This window comes from Anabaenopsis tanganyikae CS-531, from assembly GCF_029891675.1.
Lineage (GTDB): Bacteria > Cyanobacteriota > Cyanobacteriia > Cyanobacteriales > Nostocaceae > Anabaenopsis > Anabaenopsis arnoldii.
Genome location: NZ_JANQDF010000170.1, coordinates 1 through 21449 on the forward strand (window position 1 = coordinate 1; position 21449 = coordinate 21449).

A 21449-nucleotide genomic window follows, 5' to 3' on the forward strand; every position below is an offset into this window, starting at 1 on the left:
TAAATGGGGCGTACAACATATTAAGAAAAGCAGTCCTGAACGCTTTTGCAGACGGGATAGAGGGGTTAGGAGTAACTCCAATCAGGTTTACCCCTGGTAAAGTGACTTTGTAGATTTGTCTATAATTTCACAAACTCTACTCAATTTAGCAAAGGATGAGGTATAGGTTTCGATGACGCTGCCTATTGTATCTGTGATTAAAAATCATACTAAGAAACCATCTGTGCTGCTGACACTATTGGCTGCTGGATTCTTAATTGGTGTGGGAGGTGCAGCATACTGGTTTTTAAGCCAGAGGCAAACATCTTCTAGAGGCTTGCCAGTGGGTGTAAATATTATCCCTCAAGATGCCCTGTTTACGGTTTCTTTAACCACAGATCCCAAACAATGGCAACAATTACAGGAGTTGGGAACAAAAGAAACCCAAGCAGAAATCACTAAAAATTTAGTGCAGTTGCGCGATCGCTTTTTGAGTGAGAATGGTTATGAGTTCCAGAAAGACATCGCCCCTTGGGTAGGCGATCAAGTCACCCTAGCAATTCTCTCGCCCCCAAAAATTCAACCAGGGATCAAACCTTTAAACAAGCATGGCGATGGTGCTATAGCGCTGCAGTCCATGGTGATGGTATTACCGGTCAAAAACCTAGAAGCAGCCAACAGCATCTTGGCAGAACCCAAAACCCTGAAACAAGGTAAATGGACTGAGCATACTTATCAAGGAATTACCATTAGACAAACTGATAGTCAATCAGGGGAAAAGCTTTCAGCCGCATTAGTAGATCAAAGGTTTCTAGTGCTCACTGATGATCCCCAAGCCACAGAACGAGCCATTGATACATATCAAGGTAAAGCATCCCTAGCAACAGTAGAGGGTTTTAGGGATAATTTGCGGAAAATTTCTGATCATCACCCCTTTGCTCAGTTTTATCTGAATGTACCAATAGCCGCCAAACTAGCTGCTGTTGCTCCCAACAGTCCTTTACCTGCTCAAGTTTTAACTCAACTGCAAAATAACCAAGGTTTAGCCGGGTCTCTGACTTTGGAACCTGCAGGAATAAGGATCAGGGGTATTTCGTGGCGAAATTCTCAGAGTCAGCGTGTGCTAAAAGTGGAGAAGACCGCCGAAACCATGCAAAACCGGTTACCTGCGGACACATTAATGATGCTGTCTCACAGAAACTTACAAAGTTTGTGGGCAGACTACGTTTTAACATCACAAAAAAACCCTCTTGCGCCCATATCACCGGAACAATTGCGAGGTGGTGTCAAGTCACTTACCGGATTAGATTTAGATAAAGATTTTCTCAGTTGGATGCGAGGTGAGTTTTCTGTTTCGGTGATTCCCAATAGCTCAAATGAAGATTATTCTCAGGATTTCCGAGCTGGGTTGTTACTCATGGTACAAGCAAGAGATGCCTCTAACGGGAAAAGCCTGCGTAAGTCAGCTGAAGCATCTTTGAAGAAGCTGGATGAGGTGATGCAAAACCAATATCAGTTCCAGATTCAACCGAGTACAGTTGCAGGTAAACCGGTTATTAACTGGATTACACCCTTTAATACGTTAACTGCTACCCATGGTTGGTTAGATGACGATATTGCTTTTTTGGTAGTGGGGGCTCCCATCACAGATAAAATTATGCCTAAACCTGATCAAACACTAGCTAGTAGTGCGACATTTCAAGAAACGGTTCCTGTACAACTCCATCCCAATGGAAGATTTTTCTTGGATATGGAAAGGAGTGTACAAAACTTCACATTAAACACTGTATTTCCTCAGCAACAAAGTTTTCTAGATGCCACACAATCAATTGGCGTAACATCTGCTGTCAGCGATGATCGCAGTATGCGCTATGAAATTTTTATAATACTGAAAAAAGGTGAGACAAAAGGTACCGGCTAGGTAGTCTCAAGGGTGATTTGCTGGCAGTATGGGTAGCAAGGGTTTAATGCACCAAGGGGGACTAAAAAGCATGTCCAATGAGTCTCCTAAGCCGATAGGATCAGAACAGTCAGAATGATTATTTTAAGGAATCAACTGGGGAGAACACTTTATGAATCTGGTTGAACTCCAGAACTGGTTGGACAATGCCAGTTTTGCTGTATTATTTCTCACAATGCTGGTGTATTGGGGAGGTGCTGCCTTTCCCAATCTGCCCGCACTTGCTACTTTGGGGACTGGGGGTATGGCGATCGCCAATTTGTGTATAGCCACCCTGCTAGGGGCGCGATGGATAGAAGCGGGGTATTTTCCCCTCAGTAATTTGTATGAATCGCTATTTTTCTTGGTGTGGGGTATTACCGCAGTGCATCTGTTTGCGGAGAACACTAGTCACAGCCGCTTAGTAGGAGTTGTTACTGCCCCGGTAGCAATGGGGATTACTGCTTTTGCTGCTCTCACCTTACCATCAGAAATGCAATCAGCAGAACCTTTAGTACCTGCTCTCAAGTCCAACTGGCTGATGATGCACGTCAGTGTAATGATGTTGAGTTATGCCGCTTTGATGGTAGGATCACTACTAGCGATCGCCTTTCTCATAGTGACTCGCGGTGAAAATATTCAACTACAAGGCAGTTCTGTAGGTAATGGCGGTTATCGCAGTAACGGCTACCGCTTGCATAAAGCAGGGGAGCTAACTTCCCAAGCGGGGACACCGCCGGTAGAAAGTAATGGCTTTGCTCCCTTTGAAAATAACAACAATGGTAACGGTCATACGGCGGTTTTAAATTTAGTCACGGTTACTGAGTCTGCCAAGGTAGTAACTGCTGGGGAACTACTATCACCACAGCGCCTGAGCCTAGCTGAAACCTTAGACAATATGAGCTATCGCGTCATTGGACTAGGATTTCCTCTGATTACGATTGGTATTATTGCCGGTGCGGTGTGGGCTAACGAAGCTTGGGGGTCTTACTGGAGTTGGGATCCCAAAGAAACCTGGGCGTTAATTACCTGGTTAGTTTTTGCGGCCTATCTCCACGCCCGCATTACTCGCGGTTGGCAAGGTCGTCGCCCGGCCATTTTAGCCGCCAGTGGTTTTGTGGTCGTCTGGATTTGCTATTTGGGTGTGAATCTTTTAGGTAAAGGTTTGCATTCTTACGGTTGGTTTTTTTAATTATCCCCTAACTCCTCCCGCTAAGGGAGGAGGTAAAACAGAAGATCAAATGGTATGGACTGCCCTACACGCAAAAATACATCGTACGATTCGCTCGCGCCACTTATTTGAGCGTCATCAGAGGCTATTAGTAGCGGTTTCTGGTGGGCAAGATTCTCTGTGTTTAATCAAGTTACTGTCAGATTTACAACCCAAGGGTGAATGGGATTTAGGGATCGCCCACTGTGATCATCGCTGGCGTAGCGATTCTGAAGCTAATGCCCATCATGTGGAAAAATTAGCTAGAAGTTGGGGTATATGCTTTTATTTAGCAACAGCTAGGGAACCTTTAAAGAGTGAAGCGGCGGCTCGTAATTGGCGGTATCAAGCTTTAACTGCCATCGCCCAAGGAAATAGTTACCAGTATATTGTTACAGGACACACCGCCAGCGATCGCGCAGAAACTCTGCTTTACAACTTAATTCGCGGCACAGGTGCTGATGGGTTACAAGCACTTACTTGGCAAAGACCACTCACAGCAGATGTTTTACTAATTCGTCCGCTTTTAGAAATTACTCGCCAACAAACAGAGAAATTTTGTCAAGACTTTCATCTCCCAGTCTGGGAAGATATCACTAATCAAGATGTCAAATATGCCCGCAACCGCATTCGCCAAGAATTAATCCCATATTTACAAGCAAATTTCAATCCCAAAGTAGAATTCGCCTTAGCCCAAACAGCAGAACTATTACAAGGGGAAGTGGAATACTTAGAGCAAGCAGCTGACAAGTTAAGGGAAGAAGCTATAGGGAGACCAGATGCGCACAGCAGCAGTAATGAAGGAAATTGGACTGATTTAAGGTTGAATCGGCGGGTATTACAGAAAGCACCATTAGCGCTGCAACGTCGCGTAATGAGACAAATATTACAAAATATTCTCAGTGAGCCTCCGAGTTTTGAACACATTGAAAAATTAACAGCGTTAATTATAGCACCAAACCGTTCACAAACAGATCCATTTCCTGGGGGTGCCATCGCCCAAGTCCAAGGGGATTGGATTTGCCTCGCTGTGTATAATAGACGGGATGAATCGCGTCTCCACTGAACTTATTTACTCTCTGGGCCTTAAAGCTAGGTAGGATGAAATTGGGTAAAACGCCGGGTAGTTTCACCAAACATCCTAGTGGTAATCCTAGAATCCAACTAAATCAGCAAAAACCAATCAGCACTCAGAACTTTTATTATGCTGCGGGAACAACAGCCAGTTTTAGGTTACTTCATAGAAGAAGCTAGAGACCATGTGAATACAATTGAGCAGGGGTTAGTCGATATCCAAAATACCTTGAATAACCCGGAAATGGTCAACGAAATTTCCCAGGCGGCTCATTGGCTCACAGGAAGGGCGGGTATGCTAGGGCTAATTAGCATTGAACATACATCCCACCGTCTAGAAGATTGTTTTAAAGTTCTTCAAGAACATCCGGTTCAGGTTGACGAGAAGTTAACATCTTTATTTCTCAATGTATGTAATACCTTAAAGGTACTATTAGAAGATTTATGTGGTAGTTCCCAGGCTCTATCAGAAGAGACGCTTAATACTCGGGTATCAGAAAGTGCTGCGGAATTTCAAGGGCTGTATGAGCATCTGGAATTGCTTCTCAAACAAAACAGTACTAGACTGGCAAAGGAAAACACTCGAACAGAAGTAGAAATAACCGCGGAGGATATTGTCAGCCGACTGACTGAGGTGATAGCGTGGGTGGATATTCCTTATGTGCAAGAATACAGCGAAACTACATCCAAACAATCACCCCCGTCTGGAGGATTTTCAAAACAACATTCGTTCTTAGGCACGGTAGCTAAGGACTATGGGGATGAATTTCACCCGCAGGTGTTACAAAAAGTGCGGGAAATGTTGCAACTGTTTAAGAAAAACAAAACACCCGAATCTCGGCTACATCTCCAGCAATGTTGTCAGCAGTTGGTAGAAATTGGCCGGAGGCAAAATTTTCCTCACTGGTGTAGATTATGTCAAGCAGCGGCGAATGCGATCGCTAACCCTGACAATAGCTATCTCACCCTAGCCAAAATTGTCGTTACCGAAATCAAACAAGCCCAAGAACTAGTTCTCCAAGGTAGAGAAACCGAGATTGCAACTAGTGAGCAATTAATAGCCCTGTTGAACTTGGAACAACTGGAGTTATTACAGTCTGAGGACTTTCACCAGCTTGTATATGTAGAACAACCCACAGCAGAGGATAAATTAGACTCCAATACAGATGATTGTGCTAATAATCCTGGTATTATAAAGCTTACAGACATCATAACCAGCTTAACTGAACTCTCGGATAACTGTCAAAAGGACACAGAAAATAGTGCTTGTACCCCGGTGTTATTGGGGGATGCTCAAGAAAACACAGATATGAGTGATATTGACCAGAATCATCAGGTAGGGTTAGCCGAGTTAAATATTCCCGCTGATTTAGTTCCAGATAAAACCTGTCCACAAGACAAAATTTTAGAGATTAGCACTCTGAGTGAAATAGATTTTAGGGACGGCGGTTTAGCTGATTTGGGATCTTTTGTTAATATCCTCTCCTACTAACCCTTAGGGGTGTAGCGGCTTAGGAAGAGGATATCTGATAACTTTCGTTTTATGTTTTATATAAATTTACCATTTTTTTTAAGTTTTGATTGCTTATGTCTTACCCAATCAGCAACAAAAGTGATCAAGTTGATAACTACCATGGGACTTTAGTTACAGATCCTTACCGTTGGTTAGAAGAACCGGACTCAGCAGAAACCCGCAGATGGATTGCGGCTGAAAATCAAGTTACTTTTAATTACTTAAGAGAAATTCCTGCTAGGGAGAAAATTAAACAACGCCTGACTAAACTTTGGGATTATGAAAAGTATGGTACACCATGTAAAAAAGGTAATAACTACTTTTATGTCAGAAACGATGGACTGCAAAATCAAAGCGTCCTCTACACCCTAAAAAGCCTTGATGGTGAACCTAGAGTTTTACTGGACCCTAACAAACTCTCAAGCGATGGTACTATTGCCCTTTCAAGATTAGCCATTAGTGAGAATGGTCAACTTGTAGCTTATGGTATATCTATATCTGGTTCAGATTGGCAAGAGTGGAAAGTTTGTGATGTGGAAACAGGCGAAACCCTCCCAGATCATCTGAAGTGGATTAAATTTTCTGGTGCTTCCTGGACAAAGGATAACCAAGGTTTTTTCTACTGTTGTTACGATGAACCAAATGCAAAAACTAAATTAGAAGATGTGAATTATTATGAAAAGCTTTATTATCATCAACTAGGTACTACCCAATCTGAAGATGTGTTAATTTACCATCGTGACGACCAAAAGGAATGGGGTTTTAGTGCTGAAGTAACTGAAGATGGCAATTATTTAATTATTTATGTTTGGGTGGGAACTGATGTGAGAAATTTAGTTTTCTACAAGGATTTAAATAACACCCATGCCGAAGTTGTAGAACTAATTAACCAGTTTGAAGCTAATTATAGTTTTATTGAAAATGATGAGAGCGTCTTTTATTTTCGTACAGATTTCAAGGCTCCACGGGGCAGATTAATTGCTATTGATACCGAAAACCCTGCTCAAGAAAGTTGGCAAGAAATTATCCCTGAATCTGCCGCAACTTTGGAAAGTGCGAAAATTATCAATAATCAATTTGTTGTTCACTACCTCCAAGATGCACGTACTCAAATTAAAATTTTTGATCTGAATGGCACATTAGTGCGTGAGGTAGAATTACCTGGAGTTGGTTCAGCAGGTGCTTTTAGTGGCAAGCGCAATGATACTGAAACTTTTTATAGTTTTACCAGCTTCACTGTACCAGAAACGATTTATCGCTACAACATGGCGACGGGTAAAAGTGAGGTTTTCCGTCAGCCACAAATGGATTTTCATCCAGAGGATTATGAAACTAAACAAGTATTCTACAGTAGTAAGGATGGTACTACAGTACCAATGTTTATTACTCATAAAAAAGACATTAAATTAGATGGTAATAATCCCACTTACCTCTACGCTTACGGCGGTTTTAATGTCTCAATGACTCCTGATTTTTCTGTGAGCATATTGGTATGGATGGAGATGGGTGGTGTTTATGCTCTGCCAAATATACGCGGTGGTGGGGAGTATGGCGAAGAATGGCACCAAGGGGGAATGAGGGCGAAAAAGCAAAATACCTTTGATGATTTTATTGCGGCGGCGGAGTGGTTGATTGATAACAGTTATACACAAACTGGGAAATTAGCGATCGCCGGTGCTAGTAATGGCGGGTTACTGGTGGGTGCTTGTATGACTCAGCGTCCTGAGTTGTTTGGTGCAGCTTTACCAGCGGTGGGGGTAATGGATATGTTGCGATTTCATAAATTTACCATTGGCTGGGCTTGGACTAGTGAATATGGTTCACCAGATAACCCAGAGGAATTTCAAACAATATATAGTTATTCGCCACTACATAACCTCAAACCAGGGACGGTTTACCCTGCAACTTTAATTATTACAGCAGACCATGATGACCGCGTTGTTCCTGCTCATAGTTTCAAATTTGCCGCAACTTTGCAAGCTAGTCAAGCGAGTGATGCACCAGTGTTAATTAGAATTGAGACGAAAGCCGGACATGGGACGGGTAAACCCACACAGAAGATGATTGAAGAAGCAGCAGATAAGTGGGCGTTTTTGGTGCAGACTTTGAGGGTTATTTTGTAAGTTGTCATATTTCCTATTTAACCGCTCGGTTAAACTTACCCAAAACTACCCACTGGTAGTTTTAGCGTTAACTTCTTGTTTCATCGCGGTCTGAGAATGACTTCTCAGGGGTTTGTCCGCTCCGCAAGCAATCCCGGTAAAGCTTACCGTTTCTGACCGTTCAGGAATAAAAATATTCTCAAACCACCGGTCAATATTTTTGGCTGCGTTTAAATCTCTGTCTTCAGTGTGTCCACACTCAGGACAGACATAAACACGGTTTTTCAGTGGCATTTTATGCCTATGGTTACCACAGTTAGAGTTTAGTCCCCTGTGATCCAGTTAAAGCCTCAAAACCTGAGACTATATCGAGGAGTTCAGCAGTAATAGAACTTTGACGTTGGCGGCGATACTCAGCATTAAGGTCTGATAACCGTTCGGCGATATTCTTTTGTGCAGCTTGCATTGAAGAAAGGCGACTGGCGTTTTCACTGGCTAAAGATTCAGCAAAGGCACGGTATAAAGATATAAATAAATATTCGCGGACTAATGCGGAAAATAATTGATTTTCATCGATGGTAAAACTTGGTAATACTGGGGTAGGCCAAGCTTTGGTTTCTAAATTGTGCAACCAATGGGGGTCAACAGGTAAAAGCTGTAAACTCGTGGGGCGATAGGATGCACCAGAAAGAGATTTGTTGTAAAACAAAATAATCTGCTGGAGTTGTTGCTGTGTTTGCCATTGTTCGATGGTCAGCAACATTTCCTGCACGATAGAAGTGATTTGGCTCAGAGAATTAGGTAGAGAAAATTGGTCTGTGATGCTTTTTTCTAATGCTTCTAAGGGGTAGATTAACTGCGTTCCCACAGCGGCAATTTTGATGCTGTGTGGCTGTAACTCATTGAGTTGTTGCACAGCATAAGATACTATTCGCTCATTAAATTGACCGCACAGGCCTTGGTCTGAGCCAAATATAATTACAGCTATAGAATTATGAGATGATTTGCTGGTGGTTGCAGATGCTAATATACTCCGTTGTTGACAAAAATATCGCTGTTTGAGGACAATTTGTAATCCCATCTCGATGGTGCGGTTATAGTCAGCTAAGGATTCTACAGCTGTTTGATATTGTCTGATATTGACAGCGGCGAGGGCTTTCATGGTTTTGACTACAGACTGTAAATCTTGAACAGTACCAATTTGAGCTAATAATGATTCAATTGTGGGCATTTTCTGATTCCTCGGACTGGTGGGGGTGCAAAAAAGCTATGGCCTGTTGGACTAGATTTAACAAAGCGTTTTTATCTTCATCTCTGAGCTTTTCACCTCCTTGAATGCGATCGCTCACTTGGGGTAATTGTTCTGTAACTTTTTGGCGAACTGCTCTAGCCGCTTCCTCAATTTTATCTAGTGGGATGTCGTCAAAAATACCCTCAGTTACAGCTAACAAGACAGCAATCTGTTCTTCTACAGGTAAGGGTTGATACTGGGACTGCTTGAATATTTCTCGCACACGTCTCCCCCGTTCCAAGGTGTGGCGGGTTTCTTCATCTAACTGTGTACCAAAGCGAGCAAAAACCTCGACTTCCTGAAATTGTGAGTAAGACAGCCGTAAATCTCCAGCTACAGCGCTATAGGCTGGTAACTGGGTTTTTCCACCGACTCTGGAAACTGACTTACCTACATCCACTGCGGGTAAAATACCTTTTTGAAACAAGTCGGGAGATAAATAAATCTGTCCATCGGTGATAGAAATTAAGTTAGTGGGAATATATGCAGAAATGTTCTGCGCTTGGGTTTCCACAATTGGTAATGCAGTGAGTGAACCACCCCCAAGTTCTTCTCGCAGGTGGGTAGCACGTTCTAATAGTCGGGAGTGAATGTAGAAAATGTCACCAGGATAGGCTTCTCTCCCAGGGGGGCGGCGTAATAACAGTGAGAGTTCCCGATACGCCCAGGCGTGATGGGTTAAATCATCGTAGACAATTAATACATCCCGGCCTTGTTCCATGAAGTACTCAGCAATTGTTGTGGCGGCGTAGGGGGTGATATATTGTAATCCCGGCGGATCTTCCCCAGATGCTACTACGACAATGCTATATTCCATGGCGTTATGGTTGCGTAGGTCGGCTATTACCTTGGCTACGGCTGAGGCTCGTTTACCAATGGCGCAGTAAATGCAAATGACATTTTTGTGCTTTTGATTGATTATAGTGTCTGTGGCGATCGCAGTTTTACCAATTTGGCGATCGCCTACAATTAACTCTCGTTGTCCCCTACCAATAGGCACCAAAGCATCAATCACTTTTATACCTGTCTGTAAAGGTACTGTTACGGGGGCACGATCCATAATTGCTGCGGCTTGTCTTTCCACAGGAAGACGTTCTGTATACTTAATTTCACCTTGATTATCCAGGGGATTGCCTGTAACATCTAGTACACGTCCCAAAAGTGTTTCGCCGACAGGTACATCTAAAACTCTGTGAGTGCGTTGTACCTCTTGTCCGGCGGCTATGTGTGTACTATTACCTAATAATATAACACCAATTTCCGTAGCATCTAAGTTAAAAGCAATTCCTAATACATCCCCCGAAAAGCGTAATAGTTCATCGGCTTTGACGCTGGATAAACCCGATACGTTGGCAATTCCTTGATATACGGATTTAACTATGCCAATTTCACAAGTTTTTATCTGGGGTTGGTGGTTATCTAATACTTGTTTCAGGTTTGTAAAGGTATTATTTAGGACTGTTTGTAAGGACTGTTGTTTGTTCATGAGATTTGTCTCACGTGGAGGCACAGTGGCGAAAAGGAGGATAATTTTAATTCGTGCTTTGTTTGATGATGGCGGAGAATTCTTCTGAGAGGGTTTCTAGGTAGTCGTTGAATGTCCAGGAAACTTGATAATTGGATATTTGTAGTTTTATACCGCAGATGTTATCTGAGGATATGGTAAATTTGATATTTTTATCTTGACTGATTTGTTGGGCTTCCAAGGTATTAACAATTTTTGCTCGCTCAGGTGGGGAAATATCAAAACTGCTATAAATAACAATTTCTGGCGATGATTGGTTTACCAGTGTTTGAATTTCTGTTCTATCTATTTTTTGCAGACGATTTAAAAATACCTTGATCACTTGTTGTTCTAAACTTGCATCTGCTAAATCTTGCAAAGCACGGCGGGTAATTGCATAGGTTTGTTCCTGTACTTGTTGGCGCAAACTTGTTAAAAATTCATCTTGATCCCGCTCAATTGCTTCCCGCCATCTTATCTGCATCGATTCAATTTCTTGGCGCGCTTGGTGGATTAATTTTTGACGTTCTTCGTCGGCTGTGGCTCTAGCTTGATTGATTAAAGTAGCACGTTGTTCATTTAATTCTTGTTGCTGTCGGCGATATAATTGAGCTTCTTGTTCTGCTTCTTCCTGTTTTAATTGTGCTTCTTCCCAGCGATTGGTAATTTTTCGCTGGCGTTCTGCCATAGTTTTAGTTATGGGTTTGTACAAAAACCGCCACAGCAAAAAAACTAAAATTAGGAAGTTGATAATTTGAGCGATGACTGTAAACCAATCAATCAGCATAGATAATCTCACCCTGAATTATTTGCTAGTAAAATAATCCCAAAAAGGATTAGCAAAAATCAAAATCATTGATACCACAAAACAATAAATAGCCGTAGACTCAATAATTGCCAAACCCACAAATAAAGTGCGAGTAATAGTATTAGCTTGGTCTGGTTGTTGAGCTATTGCGCCCAAAGCCCTGGCCACTGCCCAACCTTCAGCAATAGCCGGACCAACCGAACCAATTGCAATAGTCAAGCCAGCAATAATAATAGAAACCATACCAATCAAACCAATATTATCAATATTCATCTGTGTTTATCTGTGTATATAGCATTTACCATGCTCGTGAGGTACATTTTTTTTTAGTTTGAGGGAACAGGGAACAGGGAACAGGGAATAGGGAATAGGGAATAGGTGTGTACTTCATGAGCCTGAAAAAGGCTATATCTTTGGACAAATAGATTACAATTTACTTCCTACCTTCCCCTATAAGCCCGAGTTGCAGAGGCAATATATACCATAGCCAAAATTGCGAAAATATATGCTTGAATAATCCCAATTAACAGCCCCAATAACCTAATTATAATCGGAAAAAATAAAGGCACAAGAGAAAGCAAAATAGCCACTAACATAGAACCACTCATAATATTACCAAACAAGCGCACAGCTAAAGCCAGAGTCCGGGAGAATTCGCTAATAATATTGAAAGGCAACATTAAAGGTGTAGGCTGAATATAATTTCTGAGATAACCTAATAAACCTCGATTGAGAATCCCAAACAAGGGCACAGCTACAAAGACAGACAGAGCTAAGGCCGCTGTAGTAGAGAGGGAACCTGTGGGAACTTGATAACCAGGGACAATAGTCAGTATATTAGCGACAGCTATAAACAGAAACAAAGTACCGACAAAAGGCAAATATTGATTTGGTTCTTGTTGACTAACTTCTCTAATTTGCTGGTTGATGGTATCTATAATTATTTCTAGGCAGTTTTGCCAAGGTGAAATTGGTGGTTTCACTTTTAGGTTACGGGTGATCATCCAAGATACCACAACTAAGAGAATCATTACCAGCCAAGTAAATGCAATGGTGGCATTAATCTTGATGAATTTCCATTGCCAAAAAATTAGATTATCAGGACTAATTTCCATAGTTAGATTCCTGTTTTTGTTGCCAAAAATGCATGAAGATGATACGGGACAGTAAGAACCCTAATAGGGCAATTAGGACTCGTTGCCAGTTTCCATCCATAATCAGATATAACCCGAGTATAGTGATACTGAGGCGACCAAATAAACTACCGACAATTAAGCGAAATGGCCATTGGGTTGTGGGTATTTGTCTTACTGTTAACCATAAACTCACAAAATAGAAAATTCCCAAGGTAAATCCCAATGGTAAGGCGATGAATAAATATAAAATATTGTTCATGATGTTAGTTAATTTTTTTCTATCTCTATTGATTTGTGCTTTGCTGTTGTACCCAGAACCAGGCGTTGAGACAGCCGAGTATCAGCCCTATAAATAGCATCATTAATGTCCAGGAGTATTGGCTAGTCGATGTTTTATCAATCCAAATGCCTAGGGCAATACCAAGTAATGTGGGAATGGTGATCGACCATCCCACAAGACCGATCATGCCTAGATTAAACCATATACTTTCGTCTTTTTGTCTTTGCGCTGCCAATTTCCGGGCTAATTTGCTTTTTATCTGCTGTTGAAATTCTCTGTCTGATTTATGGCGTTTTTTTGGTAATGATTTATGTGGGTGCTTCACTGTTTGCACTTCCTACTTTTACAAGACCACGCATAAAACTAATTTCTAATTTAGCTGCGGCGGAACGCGCCATTTTTTGTTTTTCATTCAATTTTTTAAATTCTGTTTCTACTGTTTGTTGTAATGTTTCTAAATTATTACCTCTGATGGCTTGTCTAGTTGATATCAGGACTTGGTTACCACATTTGACTAAAATTCCTTGATCTACAGCCAGAAAATTTTCTTGTCCTTGTGGTGTTACAAAGGATAATATACTGGGGACTAGGGCAGTTACAAAGTCTATATGATTTGGTAGTATGCCAAAAGCGCCGTTTTCAGCTTCGGCGTTGATTTTTGTGGCTGGTTCTTCTAAAAGAATCTGTGTAGGGAGGAGGATTTTTATTTTCATACTTGTTATATAGTATAAGAAATAACTAAGTACACAAAGCCAGAGTAGATAACAAGTTAATAAATAAATAATTAATAATTATTTCTTAATTCATCAACTGTACCAATCATGTAAAGTGAGCGCTCTGGATGATCAGCAAATTCATCATTGAGAATGCGATCGCATCCTGCAAGTGCAGCTTCTAAACTGACTAGTTTGCCTTGTTTCCCTGTAAACTGTTCTGTACTGAAGAAAGGTTGAGTTAAAAATCTTTCTAGTCGTCTGGCGCGGTTGACTGTTTGGCGATCACTAGCTGAAAGTTCTTCTATGCCTAAAATGGCGATAATATCTTTAAGGTCTTCGTAGTTTGCTAAGGTTTGTCTCACAGCTTGAGCTATCTGGTAGTGGTGGTTTCCCACTATTGGCGGTGTCAGCATTTTCGAGTTGGACTTTAAGGGGTCAACTGCTGGATAAAATCCCTCACTAGCACGTTTACGAGACAGCACAAGTGATGCTGATAAATGACCAAAGGTGTGAACTGCTGCGGGGTCAGTAAAATCATCTGCGGGAACATATACAGCTTGTACGGAGGTAATGGCGGCGCTGGGGGTGTTGGCGATGCGTTCTTGTAATTGAGCTAGTTCTGTTTCTAGGGTGGGTTGGTAACCAACCCGGGAGGGGATGCGCCCCATTAAACCGGAAACTTCTTGTCCCGCTTGGATAAACCGAAAAATATTATCAATCAATAAGAACACATCTTGTTTAAGATCATCGCGGAAATATTCAGCCATGGTCAGCGCTGCTTGTCCTACACGAAATCTCGCCCCGGGGGGTTCATTCATCTGACCAAAAATCATGACAGTATTCTCTAATACACCAGCCTCTTGCATCTCTCGATAGAGTTCTTCTGCTTCCCTGCTTCGTTCACCAATTCCACAAAACAGACTAATTCCGTGATACTCCCTGACTATGTTGTGAATCATCTCAGTAATCAAGACAGTTTTACCCACACCTGCACCGCCAAATAATCCTGCCTTCCCACCTCGTTCTAAAGGTGCGAGAATATCAATAGCTTTAATCCCAGTTTCCAAAATTTCTGAATTTGTTGACTGCTCAATTAGGGGTACAGGGGACTGATGAAGCGATCGCCATTCTCCCCCGGATATCTCTGGTTTGCGATCAATTGTCTGGCCAAAGACATTGAACACTCTCCCCAGCAGTCGTTTTCCCACTGGAACCTGTAGGGGATGTCCCGTATTGGTTACCAAAGAACCTCGGGCTAAACCTGATGTTGGTGTCAAAGCAATTCCGCGCACGGTCTGATCGTCAATGTGACTCATCACCTCTATGACCACGCTGTAATTTTCCCCCGCTAACAACTGGGTATAAACATCGGGAAGCTGTTGATCAAATAGAATATCAATAATACTCCCGCGAACGGAAACAACTTGACCCTGATTAACTGGACACCAATCTACAGTTTGCTGCATCAATTTAATCCCTGGGAATTATTTCTATCTTTCTGCTCGTGGCGTAGTTATCTACTTGGTGCTTCCTGAAAAACACCAGATATTCACACTCCCCTGTGTCAACACACATTCATCCTTGATTCTAGCAGTGGAGGCGAGTTTACTAATATGCTGCTTAACAAGCAATTATACCATACCTGTTAACCCACCCTGACAAATAAACTCTTTGCTGTCTCCACTCCAGATGTGGCTCTTTCGACGGTCGGGATGTCCTCTTTTAGTTAGATGAGTGAAAATGTTTTTTTAGTGTTAATATTGTTTATCTGTAGCGCCTAACATCTGTAACAGTTTGTCTACATTATCTATATCCCCAACAATGCGCCGAATTGGTTGCGGCCAAACCTTAACCAGAGTGGGTGTGGCAGAAACTTGATCAATTTCCGCCTGTTCTGGATTGGTTAAAACATCAATCACTTTCATGGTGTAAGGATACCCCAGCGATCGCTCCAAAAGTCCGTGCAGATTCTGAAGAATGCGTTGTGTGTTCAAACTATGTCCAGCCACAAACAGCCGCAAAACATAACATTCTGCTTGTAACTGTAAGCTTTGTGTAAGGTTCATAGATATATCAGACTGTACTTGAGCTTGGGAGGAGTCCAAATTGACTATTAAATCATGGTCTTGCCAAAGTTGGGGAAAGGTGGAGCGATAAGTTGCTAAGACCATATGATCGCACAATCCCTCTTGCCAAGGTGCTGTTTGCCAAACTAAATCCGTGCCAAAAATGGCATTCAGTAGAGCCTGATGTCGCATAACAGATGGATAGGCTTCAGCAAATGTTCTGACTTGGTGAGTATGTGGATCTAACCACTGGTCAATAGTTGCAGTATAGCAAGGCACTAAAAAATGTGGCGGTTCTGGTAAGTCCAAGATTTCCTGCAAAGCCGCACATAAATGTAAATGCCATCGCCCCTGCTTGTTAGGGTCGATGCAGTAAATTAAATCCCCTCCTGGTGTAAAAAGGGCAATACCTTTAAACAATTGCGGTTTTGATAGTTTATCAGTGATCAATTTAGTTACAGGGTTGAGGGAGAACAAAACTGAGAAGATTGTTTTTACCCTGTATTCTACCTAAACTTATCCCCACAGAAACCATGTGACTTGATCAAAAGCAATAACCCCCTGTCATTTTATATATTTTTATATATTTTTCTGATTTTTTGGCTCATATATAGTTGCTGCACAAAATACCGTATAATTTATCGATTTTTTAGTTATTTTCAATACTCAATAATATTTAGCTAAATCTACGTTAGATTTGCCGGTTGCGTTTGCAGCCGGCAACACTGAGGAGCTTTTCAGTCTTTTATGAGAATTATGAGAATTAGTAGTAACCTTGATAAGAAATGTTAAGTAAGACTGAATTTAAAACTGGGAAAAAACTGGCATAGCCAAGTCATATTCTGAAGTATTCCCGAAGATAGAGGCCAGAAACTAGGTGGCAAATCACGAGGGAAATTGAGCTTACACTCATCTTTATCAAAAATGAAGTGTAAAGTTTAGTAAATAAATGCTCATCTTATGAAAAGCATTCTATATACTTAAACTTCAATTGAACAATTCAGTTAAGTCGTTAAAAACGATATATGACTGAAATGAAAACCTTGCTGTATATTTTTGGGAGGAAAAGTCATGGTTTCGGCTAAAGGCTCTAATCTAGGAAAGACCTACTCCTTGATGATCAAAAGTTTTTTGATTTGGACGTTCACATTGGCAGTATGCTTGTTGGTTGTCGGTTTTCCATTAGTCTTTTTAATGGCTACGGTCGGATGCTTATTGTCAATTGTCTTGCAATCTGTAATGCCTGTTAGTGCGGTTTTGCTGGTATCAGGCGGTTTAATTATGTTGAACGTCCTGGGAGTAATGATCGCTGCTGGCGTGTTGACTGTTAAAGGTGTACACCCCAATCAAGTCAAGTGGTTGAGCTGGTTACATGGAGAAGGAGAGCAAATACAGACCTCTTCTGTATACGCTGCTTGTCCTTTAACGTGTGAAATTGAGGTATAGTTCGTTCTGATCAATTCGACAAACAGAGCATCTGCCCGGTTAAGCCGGGTTTTTTCATGTTTAATTTCTCGATCTTGAATATAGGATTGCTATAGTTTGTAGTGATCAGGTAATGATATATTCTGCAAAAATGACTATTAAAAAGAAAGTTGGCATTATTTTAGGTACACGTCCGGAAGCGATTAAACTGGCTCCTGTCATTCAAGTATTTCAAAATTCGCCAAAATTTGACTTACAGTTAATTTTAACTGGACAGCATCGCGAGATGGTAGAGCAAGTGATGCAGTTATTCAACCTAAAGGCTGATGATGATTTAGAAATTATGCAGCCCCAGCAAACCTTAAATGATATTACTTGTCGCAGCTTACAGGGATTAGAAAAATTATTTCACAAAAGTCAGCCGGAATTAGTCATAGTTCAGGGAGACACTACGACAGCTTTTGCCGCTGCTTTGGCAGCATTTTACCAAAAAATCCCCGTTGCTCATGTAGAAGCTGGGTTAAGAACTGACGAGTTATGGAATCCATATCCAGAAGAAGGGAATCGGCGGCTGATTTCTCAACTCACCCAGTTACATTTTGCGCCTACTCCCTGGGCGGCGGAGAACTTGCAACGTTCTGGCGTTTTGGGAACAATTCACATCACAGGTAACACTGTTATTGATGCACTATTAAATGTAGCTGCAACTAAACCCGCCTGTAATGTACCGGGTTTAAATTGGAATTCATATCGTACCTTGCTAGCAACAGTTCATCGGCGGGAAAACTGGGGAGAACCATTACAAGCGATCGCCGAAGCATTTTTACAGATATTAGATAAGTTTCCTGATACAGCCTTGGTGTTACCATTGCACCGTAACCCCACAGTGCGAGAACCATTACAAGCACTATTAGGGAATCATCCCCGCATCTTTTTAATTGAACCTTTAGATTATGCCGAACTAGTGGGGGCAATTGGGCGATCGCATTTCTTATTAACTGACTCTGGTGGTTTGCAAGAAGAAGCCCCAAGCCTGGGAAAACCAGTATTGGTTCTGCGAGAGACTACAGAAAGGCCAGAGGCTGTAACTGCTGGTACAGCCAAACTTGTAGGAACCACAGCGCAGAAAATTGTTCAAGCAGCCGCAGACTTACTAAGTAACCCCAAGGTCTATGACGCAATGGCCAACGCCATCAATCCTTATGGAGACGGTCACGCAGCCGAACGCATCTTAGAAATTGTGCAAAATTATTTTGAATTAACGCCCCAATAAAACCCTACGAGTTTGGGGACCAACAATACCGTCAACAGGTAAGTTATTGCGAGACTGAAATTGTCGGACTGCGCGAGTAGTGACAGGTCCATAATATCCCGTTGGTTGCACACCTAAAGCTCTTTGAACTTCTCTGACAGATGCGCCTCGAGATCCTAATCTCAGATTAACTCCTCTCCCCTGAGAACTTCTGTAAGTATTCCCAAATAAAACCCTACGAGTTTGGGGACCAACAATACCGTCAACAGGTAAGTTATTGCGAGACTGAAATTGTCGGACTGCGCGAGTAGTGACAGGTCCATAATATCCCGTTGGTTGCACACCTAAAGCTCGTTGAACTTCTCTCACAGATGAACTACGAGATCCAAACCTCAGACTAACTGAGCTACCAACACCACGACTAGTAATATGAGTGTTACGACGACGATAATTTGGTGTTCTGCTAATCCATCTCGCAGAAACAAATCTATTGCGAGACAGCTTAGAAAAACCATTGATAATTTGCCCATCCCTGATTTCCGTACCATTGGGAAGACAGTCTACAATTCGAGAGTTGACGCTAGGCTGTTCACGGACACTCAGACAACTGCCGTTAGTACTGACGTATGATCTTGCAGATGTGTGAGCGTGGCTGACTGTACCAAAAAATATACTAAGCCCAGCTAAAAATAACCAAGCAGAAGATTTAAGAAAATTTAGCCCGTATAATTGCTTCTCGGAGAAATTATATTCTCTAGCTGTAACCACTCCAGAAGGCATGAAGAGTTTTTTCCACTCAAACTGAAAGTTAGGAACATGATCCTCATTTGCTTCTTCGTTGGCCATAAACATATGTGAATAAGCCATGTAGTCCATAATTGCTCCTTTGTGCAATCAATTGAGAATTTGTCCAGAATTTTTGCAGCGGGGGATTTAATTTTTCTGTAATTTCAATTACCTTCAGAATTGCGATTCTGGGGAGTCAAAAGGATTAAACCCTGCCCTGAAGGTCTAATGCGTTACCCACATATTTCTTGAGGTTCTCGAAAGGATTTCGAGAATTTGAAAATTACAATACTGTTGACAAAACCTAACTGATTGTGATCGATAACAACCTCATTTTATTGAGCATGAACAACTGAGGATTAAGGGTTAGGGTAGTGGTGAGCCATCGCTGTGAGAAATCTTGAGAAAAATCCGGGTAATGGATAGCTTGAGGGTAGGGACTGAATACAACAAATATCAGTGTGAATTTGCCCGCCATTGCTCTATACTTCCACAGTTTGAAAATTGCCTAAGTAACTAACAGTACTATTTTGTGGTATAATCTATGTTTTTATTGCCCTGAGCTACTATAGTAGATAACTAAAAAAACTCATGATCAGGACCATCAGGTTAATTCCGAGGGTCTGGGTCATGAGTTAAGAAAATTATTTGATGATGGAATCAGGATTTAGTATGACTCCACTAATGGCTATTCCTCTTCCTCTGGTAAGCCGAAAATTGATTTATATAACTTTACATACTGCTTGGCGGATTCATGCCAACTGAAGTTCTGGCTCATACCACGTTTTTGCAATTCCTGCCATTGAGGTTGGAAACGGAAGCCTTCCCAAGCTCGGATCATACAGGTGAACAGATCTAATGGTTCATAGCGGTCAAAACAATAACCAGTACCGGCGGCGTTCATGGGGTCATGGTGCAATACGGTGTCCACTAGTCCACCTGTACGGCGCACAATAGGGGGACAACCATAACGCAAAGACATCATTTGACTGATACCGCAGGGTTCAAATCGGCTAGGCATTAAGAAAGTATCAGCACCAGCATAAATCCGACGAGACAGGGAATCATTATATAGCAGATAAGTTGCCATCCTTCCAGGATAGCGGGATGCTAACTGCCACATTTGGGTTTCGTAGTAGCGATCGCCTGTTCCCAACAGCACGAATTGGGCATCAGTATAAGCCATGAAACGGTCTAGGATTTGCAAGACCAGATCAATACCTTTTTGCTCTACTAACCGTGTTACCATGCCAATTAAAAAGGCTTTGCTGTTAACTTCTAAACCTACTTCTTCTTGGAGAGCAATTTTGTTAGCCTTGCGTTTATCCAGGGTATCGATAGTAAAGTTTTCGCTGATGGCTTTATCCGTGGCGGGATCGTAAAGCTCAAGGTCTATACCATTGATAATCCCGGATAATTTACCACTGATAAAAGATAGCAAACCTTCTAGGGTTTCGCCGTAAGCAGGAGTTTTGATTTGTTCAGCATAAGTGGGAGAAACTGTATTTACCCGGTCAGCGTACTGTACCGCTGCTGCCATGGTATTATGTCCCTGCATATACCAAGGACACCAAGTAATTTTTTCTAAATACCATCTCCACGGCCCTTGATAGGCGAGGTTGTGAATAGTAAACACAGTGCTGATATCCGGGTCTTGGTGCATCCACACCGGAATCATGCCGGTGTGCCAATCGTGACAGTGGATAATTTGTGGTTTCCAGTAGTTCCAGCAAAATTCAGCTGCGCCATTGGCAAAAAAAGTAAACCGCCAGTCCTCATCATCACCACTATAAATCCGGCGGGGTAAAAATACAGGATGTCCGAATAAGTACAAGGGAACGTCAGTACCAGGTAAAACACTTTCGTAAACTTCAAAGTCCTGGAACATGGCATATCCCTTCCAAATTGGTGTTTCAGGAATCTGCATTTTGTCTGGGAGGAAGCCATAATAAGGCAAGAATATGCGGACATCATGCCCCATTTGTCTCAATATTTTGGGTAATGCACCCACCACATCCCCCATTCCTCCCACTTTGGCCACGGGAGCTGCTTCTGCTGCAACAAATAGAATCCGCATGGTAGTTTTTATTTCCCCGGTTATGCTTATCTGTTTTGAGTTATCAAGTTCTGCACTGCTATATAAAACCTAGACAAAGCTAGACTTTACTTTCTACTTCAACAGGAGCATGGGAGCGGTTATCCCTCAGTAGACTTGCACGCCTTAGCCAGACGCGATATTTCTCTTAAGATTTACAAGAAAGACTACCGCTATCATTGCTTGGTTTTCGCGTTGGCAATAGTCTTAATTCAATACCTGATATCGTATTATATATCAAGTGGGCGATTTTCTTAACTCACTTATGTCAAT

At 41.8% G+C, this 21449-nt stretch carries 19 protein-coding genes and 1 pseudogene; 7 read left to right on the top strand and 13 right to left on the bottom strand.

The window, feature by feature from the left end; all coding sequences use genetic code 11:
* Positions 1 to 172: 172 nt before the first annotated feature.
* From NWP22_RS16405 to NWP22_RS16425, 5 genes are all read left to right on the top strand, one after another.
* Entirely contained in the window at positions 173 to 1900 is a 1728-nt protein-coding gene (locus NWP22_RS16405; protein WP_280802114.1) for a DUF3352 domain-containing protein, read from the top strand.
* 151 nt (positions 1901 to 2051) lie between these two features.
* A complete protein-coding gene (ccsB, locus tag NWP22_RS16410; RefSeq protein WP_271732549.1) occupies positions 2052 to 3110 on the top strand; it encodes a c-type cytochrome biogenesis protein CcsB in 1059 nt (352 codons plus the stop codon).
* Positions 3111 to 3159: 49 nt separating this feature from the next.
* Positions 3160 to 4194 (top strand): tRNA lysidine(34) synthetase TilS, encoded by a 1035-nt coding sequence (gene tilS, locus NWP22_RS16415; protein ID WP_271732547.1) that lies wholly within the window; start codon positions 3160 to 3162, stop codon positions 4192 to 4194.
* Between the two features lie 138 nt (positions 4195 to 4332).
* Positions 4333 to 5694 carry an Hpt domain-containing protein gene (locus tag NWP22_RS16420; RefSeq protein WP_280802115.1) on the top strand — a complete coding sequence of 454 codons (1362 nt, stop codon included), beginning with the start codon at positions 4333 to 4335 and terminating at the stop codon, positions 5692 to 5694.
* 95 nt (positions 5695 to 5789) lie between these two features.
* A complete protein-coding gene (locus tag NWP22_RS16425; protein WP_280802116.1) occupies positions 5790 to 7838 on the top strand; it encodes a prolyl oligopeptidase family serine peptidase in 2049 nt (682 codons plus the stop codon).
* Positions 7839 to 7883: 45 nt separating this feature from the next.
* On the opposite strand, the pseudogene NWP22_RS16430 reads toward NWP22_RS16425, so the two are convergent.
* From NWP22_RS16430 to NWP22_RS16480, 11 genes and pseudogenes are all read right to left on the bottom strand, one after another.
* Positions 7884 to 8138: pseudogene (locus tag NWP22_RS16430) on the bottom strand (zinc ribbon domain-containing protein); the annotation flags it as partial.
* The gene (locus NWP22_RS16435; RefSeq protein WP_271732540.1) at positions 8134 to 9048 is read right to left on the bottom strand and encodes a F0F1 ATP synthase subunit gamma; all 915 of its coding nucleotides are present in this window, start codon (positions 9046 to 9048) and stop codon (positions 8134 to 8136) included. The pseudogene NWP22_RS16430 and the gene NWP22_RS16435, both read right to left, overlap by 5 nt.
* On the bottom strand, positions 9035 to 10594 hold the full coding sequence (locus NWP22_RS16440; protein WP_280802117.1) for an alternate F1F0 ATPase, F1 subunit alpha: 1560 nt from the start codon (positions 10592 to 10594) through the stop codon (positions 9035 to 9037). Before NWP22_RS16440 ends, NWP22_RS16435 begins: the two co-directional genes overlap by 14 nt.
* 46 nt (positions 10595 to 10640) lie before the next feature.
* Entirely contained in the window at positions 10641 to 11399 is a 759-nt protein-coding gene (locus NWP22_RS16445; RefSeq protein WP_271732536.1) for a F0F1 ATP synthase subunit B family protein, read from the bottom strand.
* Between the two features lie 18 nt (positions 11400 to 11417).
* Positions 11418 to 11693 carry a F0F1 ATP synthase subunit C gene (locus tag NWP22_RS16450; protein WP_271732535.1) on the bottom strand — a complete coding sequence of 92 codons (276 nt, stop codon included), beginning with the start codon at positions 11691 to 11693 and terminating at the stop codon, positions 11418 to 11420.
* Between the two features lie 167 nt (positions 11694 to 11860).
* On the bottom strand, positions 11861 to 12535 hold the full coding sequence (locus tag NWP22_RS16455; RefSeq protein WP_271732533.1) for a F0F1 ATP synthase subunit A: 675 nt from the start codon (positions 12533 to 12535) through the stop codon (positions 11861 to 11863).
* Positions 12525 to 12815 (bottom strand): ATP synthase subunit I, encoded by a 291-nt coding sequence (locus tag NWP22_RS16460; protein WP_271732531.1) that lies wholly within the window; start codon positions 12813 to 12815, stop codon positions 12525 to 12527. Before NWP22_RS16460 ends, NWP22_RS16455 begins: the two co-directional genes overlap by 11 nt.
* Before the next feature lie 25 nt (positions 12816 to 12840).
* Positions 12841 to 13161, bottom strand: a complete 321-nt coding sequence (locus NWP22_RS16465) for an AtpZ/AtpI family protein (RefSeq protein ID WP_271732530.1) — start codon at positions 13159 to 13161, stop codon at positions 12841 to 12843.
* A complete protein-coding gene (locus tag NWP22_RS16470; RefSeq protein ID WP_280802118.1) occupies positions 13145 to 13549 on the bottom strand; it encodes a F0F1 ATP synthase subunit epsilon in 405 nt (134 codons plus the stop codon). Before NWP22_RS16470 ends, NWP22_RS16465 begins: the two co-directional genes overlap by 17 nt.
* Before the next feature lie 71 nt (positions 13550 to 13620).
* Positions 13621 to 15018, bottom strand: a complete 1398-nt coding sequence (atpD, locus tag NWP22_RS16475) for a F0F1 ATP synthase subunit beta (RefSeq protein WP_280802119.1) — start codon at positions 15016 to 15018, stop codon at positions 13621 to 13623.
* Positions 15019 to 15306: 288 nt separating this feature from the next.
* Complete coding sequence (locus tag NWP22_RS16480; RefSeq protein WP_280802120.1) at positions 15307 to 16068, bottom strand: circadian clock KaiB family protein; 762 nt, start codon at positions 16066 to 16068, stop codon at positions 15307 to 15309.
* Between the two features lie 621 nt (positions 16069 to 16689).
* Here NWP22_RS16480 and NWP22_RS16485 point away from each other — a divergent pair.
* Entirely contained in the window at positions 16690 to 17064 is a 375-nt protein-coding gene (locus NWP22_RS16485; protein ID WP_271732526.1) for a hypothetical protein, read from the top strand.
* A gap of 130 nt (positions 17065 to 17194) precedes the next feature.
* Positions 17195 to 18316, top strand: coding sequence for a non-hydrolyzing UDP-N-acetylglucosamine 2-epimerase (wecB, locus tag NWP22_RS16490; RefSeq protein ID WP_280802121.1), 1122 nt, complete (start codon positions 17195 to 17197; stop codon positions 18314 to 18316).
* Here the strand turns inward: wecB and NWP22_RS16495 are convergent.
* Positions 18302 to 19162 (bottom strand): peptidoglycan-binding domain-containing protein, encoded by an 861-nt coding sequence (locus NWP22_RS16495; protein ID WP_271732524.1) that lies wholly within the window; start codon positions 19160 to 19162, stop codon positions 18302 to 18304. The two genes, wecB and NWP22_RS16495, sit on opposite strands and share 15 nt — an antisense overlap.
* A 607-nt stretch (positions 19163 to 19769) precedes the next feature.
* Positions 19770 to 21158, bottom strand: coding sequence for a glycogen synthase GlgA (gene glgA / locus NWP22_RS16500; RefSeq protein WP_271732523.1), 1389 nt, complete (start codon positions 21156 to 21158; stop codon positions 19770 to 19772).
* Between the last annotated feature and the right edge of the window lie 291 nt (positions 21159 to 21449).

Coding starts and splice junctions, on each gene's coding strand:
- NWP22_RS16405 (WP_280802114.1), top strand. CDS start 173: ATGACGCTGCCTATTGTATCTGTGATTAAAAATCATACTAAGAAACCA.
- ccsB (WP_271732549.1), top strand. CDS start 2,052: ATGAATCTGGTTGAACTCCAGAACTGGTTGGACAATGCCAGTTTTGCT.
- tilS (WP_271732547.1), top strand. CDS start 3,160: ATGGTATGGACTGCCCTACACGCAAAAATACATCGTACGATTCGCTCG.
- NWP22_RS16420 (WP_280802115.1), top strand. CDS start 4,333: ATGCTGCGGGAACAACAGCCAGTTTTAGGTTACTTCATAGAAGAAGCT.
- NWP22_RS16425 (WP_280802116.1), top strand. CDS start 5,790: ATGTCTTACCCAATCAGCAACAAAAGTGATCAAGTTGATAACTACCAT.
- NWP22_RS16435 (WP_271732540.1), bottom strand. CDS start 9,048: ATGCCCACAATTGAATCATTATTAGCTCAAATTGGTACTGTTCAAGAT.
- NWP22_RS16440 (WP_280802117.1), bottom strand. CDS start 10,594: ATGAACAAACAACAGTCCTTACAAACAGTCCTAAATAATACCTTTACA.
- NWP22_RS16445 (WP_271732536.1), bottom strand. CDS start 11,399: ATGCTGATTGATTGGTTTACAGTCATCGCTCAAATTATCAACTTCCTA.
- NWP22_RS16450 (WP_271732535.1), bottom strand. CDS start 11,693: ATGAATATTGATAATATTGGTTTGATTGGTATGGTTTCTATTATTATT.
- NWP22_RS16455 (WP_271732533.1), bottom strand. CDS start 12,535: ATGGAAATTAGTCCTGATAATCTAATTTTTTGGCAATGGAAATTCATC.
- NWP22_RS16460 (WP_271732531.1), bottom strand. CDS start 12,815: ATGAACAATATTTTATATTTATTCATCGCCTTACCATTGGGATTTACC.
- NWP22_RS16470 (WP_280802118.1), bottom strand. CDS start 13,549: ATGAAAATAAAAATCCTCCTCCCTACACAGATTCTTTTAGAAGAACCA.
- atpD (WP_280802119.1), bottom strand. CDS start 15,018: ATGCAGCAAACTGTAGATTGGTGTCCAGTTAATCAGGGTCAAGTTGTT.
- NWP22_RS16485 (WP_271732526.1), top strand. CDS start 16,690: ATGGTTTCGGCTAAAGGCTCTAATCTAGGAAAGACCTACTCCTTGATG.
- wecB (WP_280802121.1), top strand. CDS start 17,195: ATGACTATTAAAAAGAAAGTTGGCATTATTTTAGGTACACGTCCGGAA.
- NWP22_RS16495 (WP_271732524.1), bottom strand. CDS start 19,162: ATGGCTTATTCACATATGTTTATGGCCAACGAAGAAGCAAATGAGGAT.
- glgA (WP_271732523.1), bottom strand. CDS start 21,158: ATGCGGATTCTATTTGTTGCAGCAGAAGCAGCTCCCGTGGCCAAAGTG.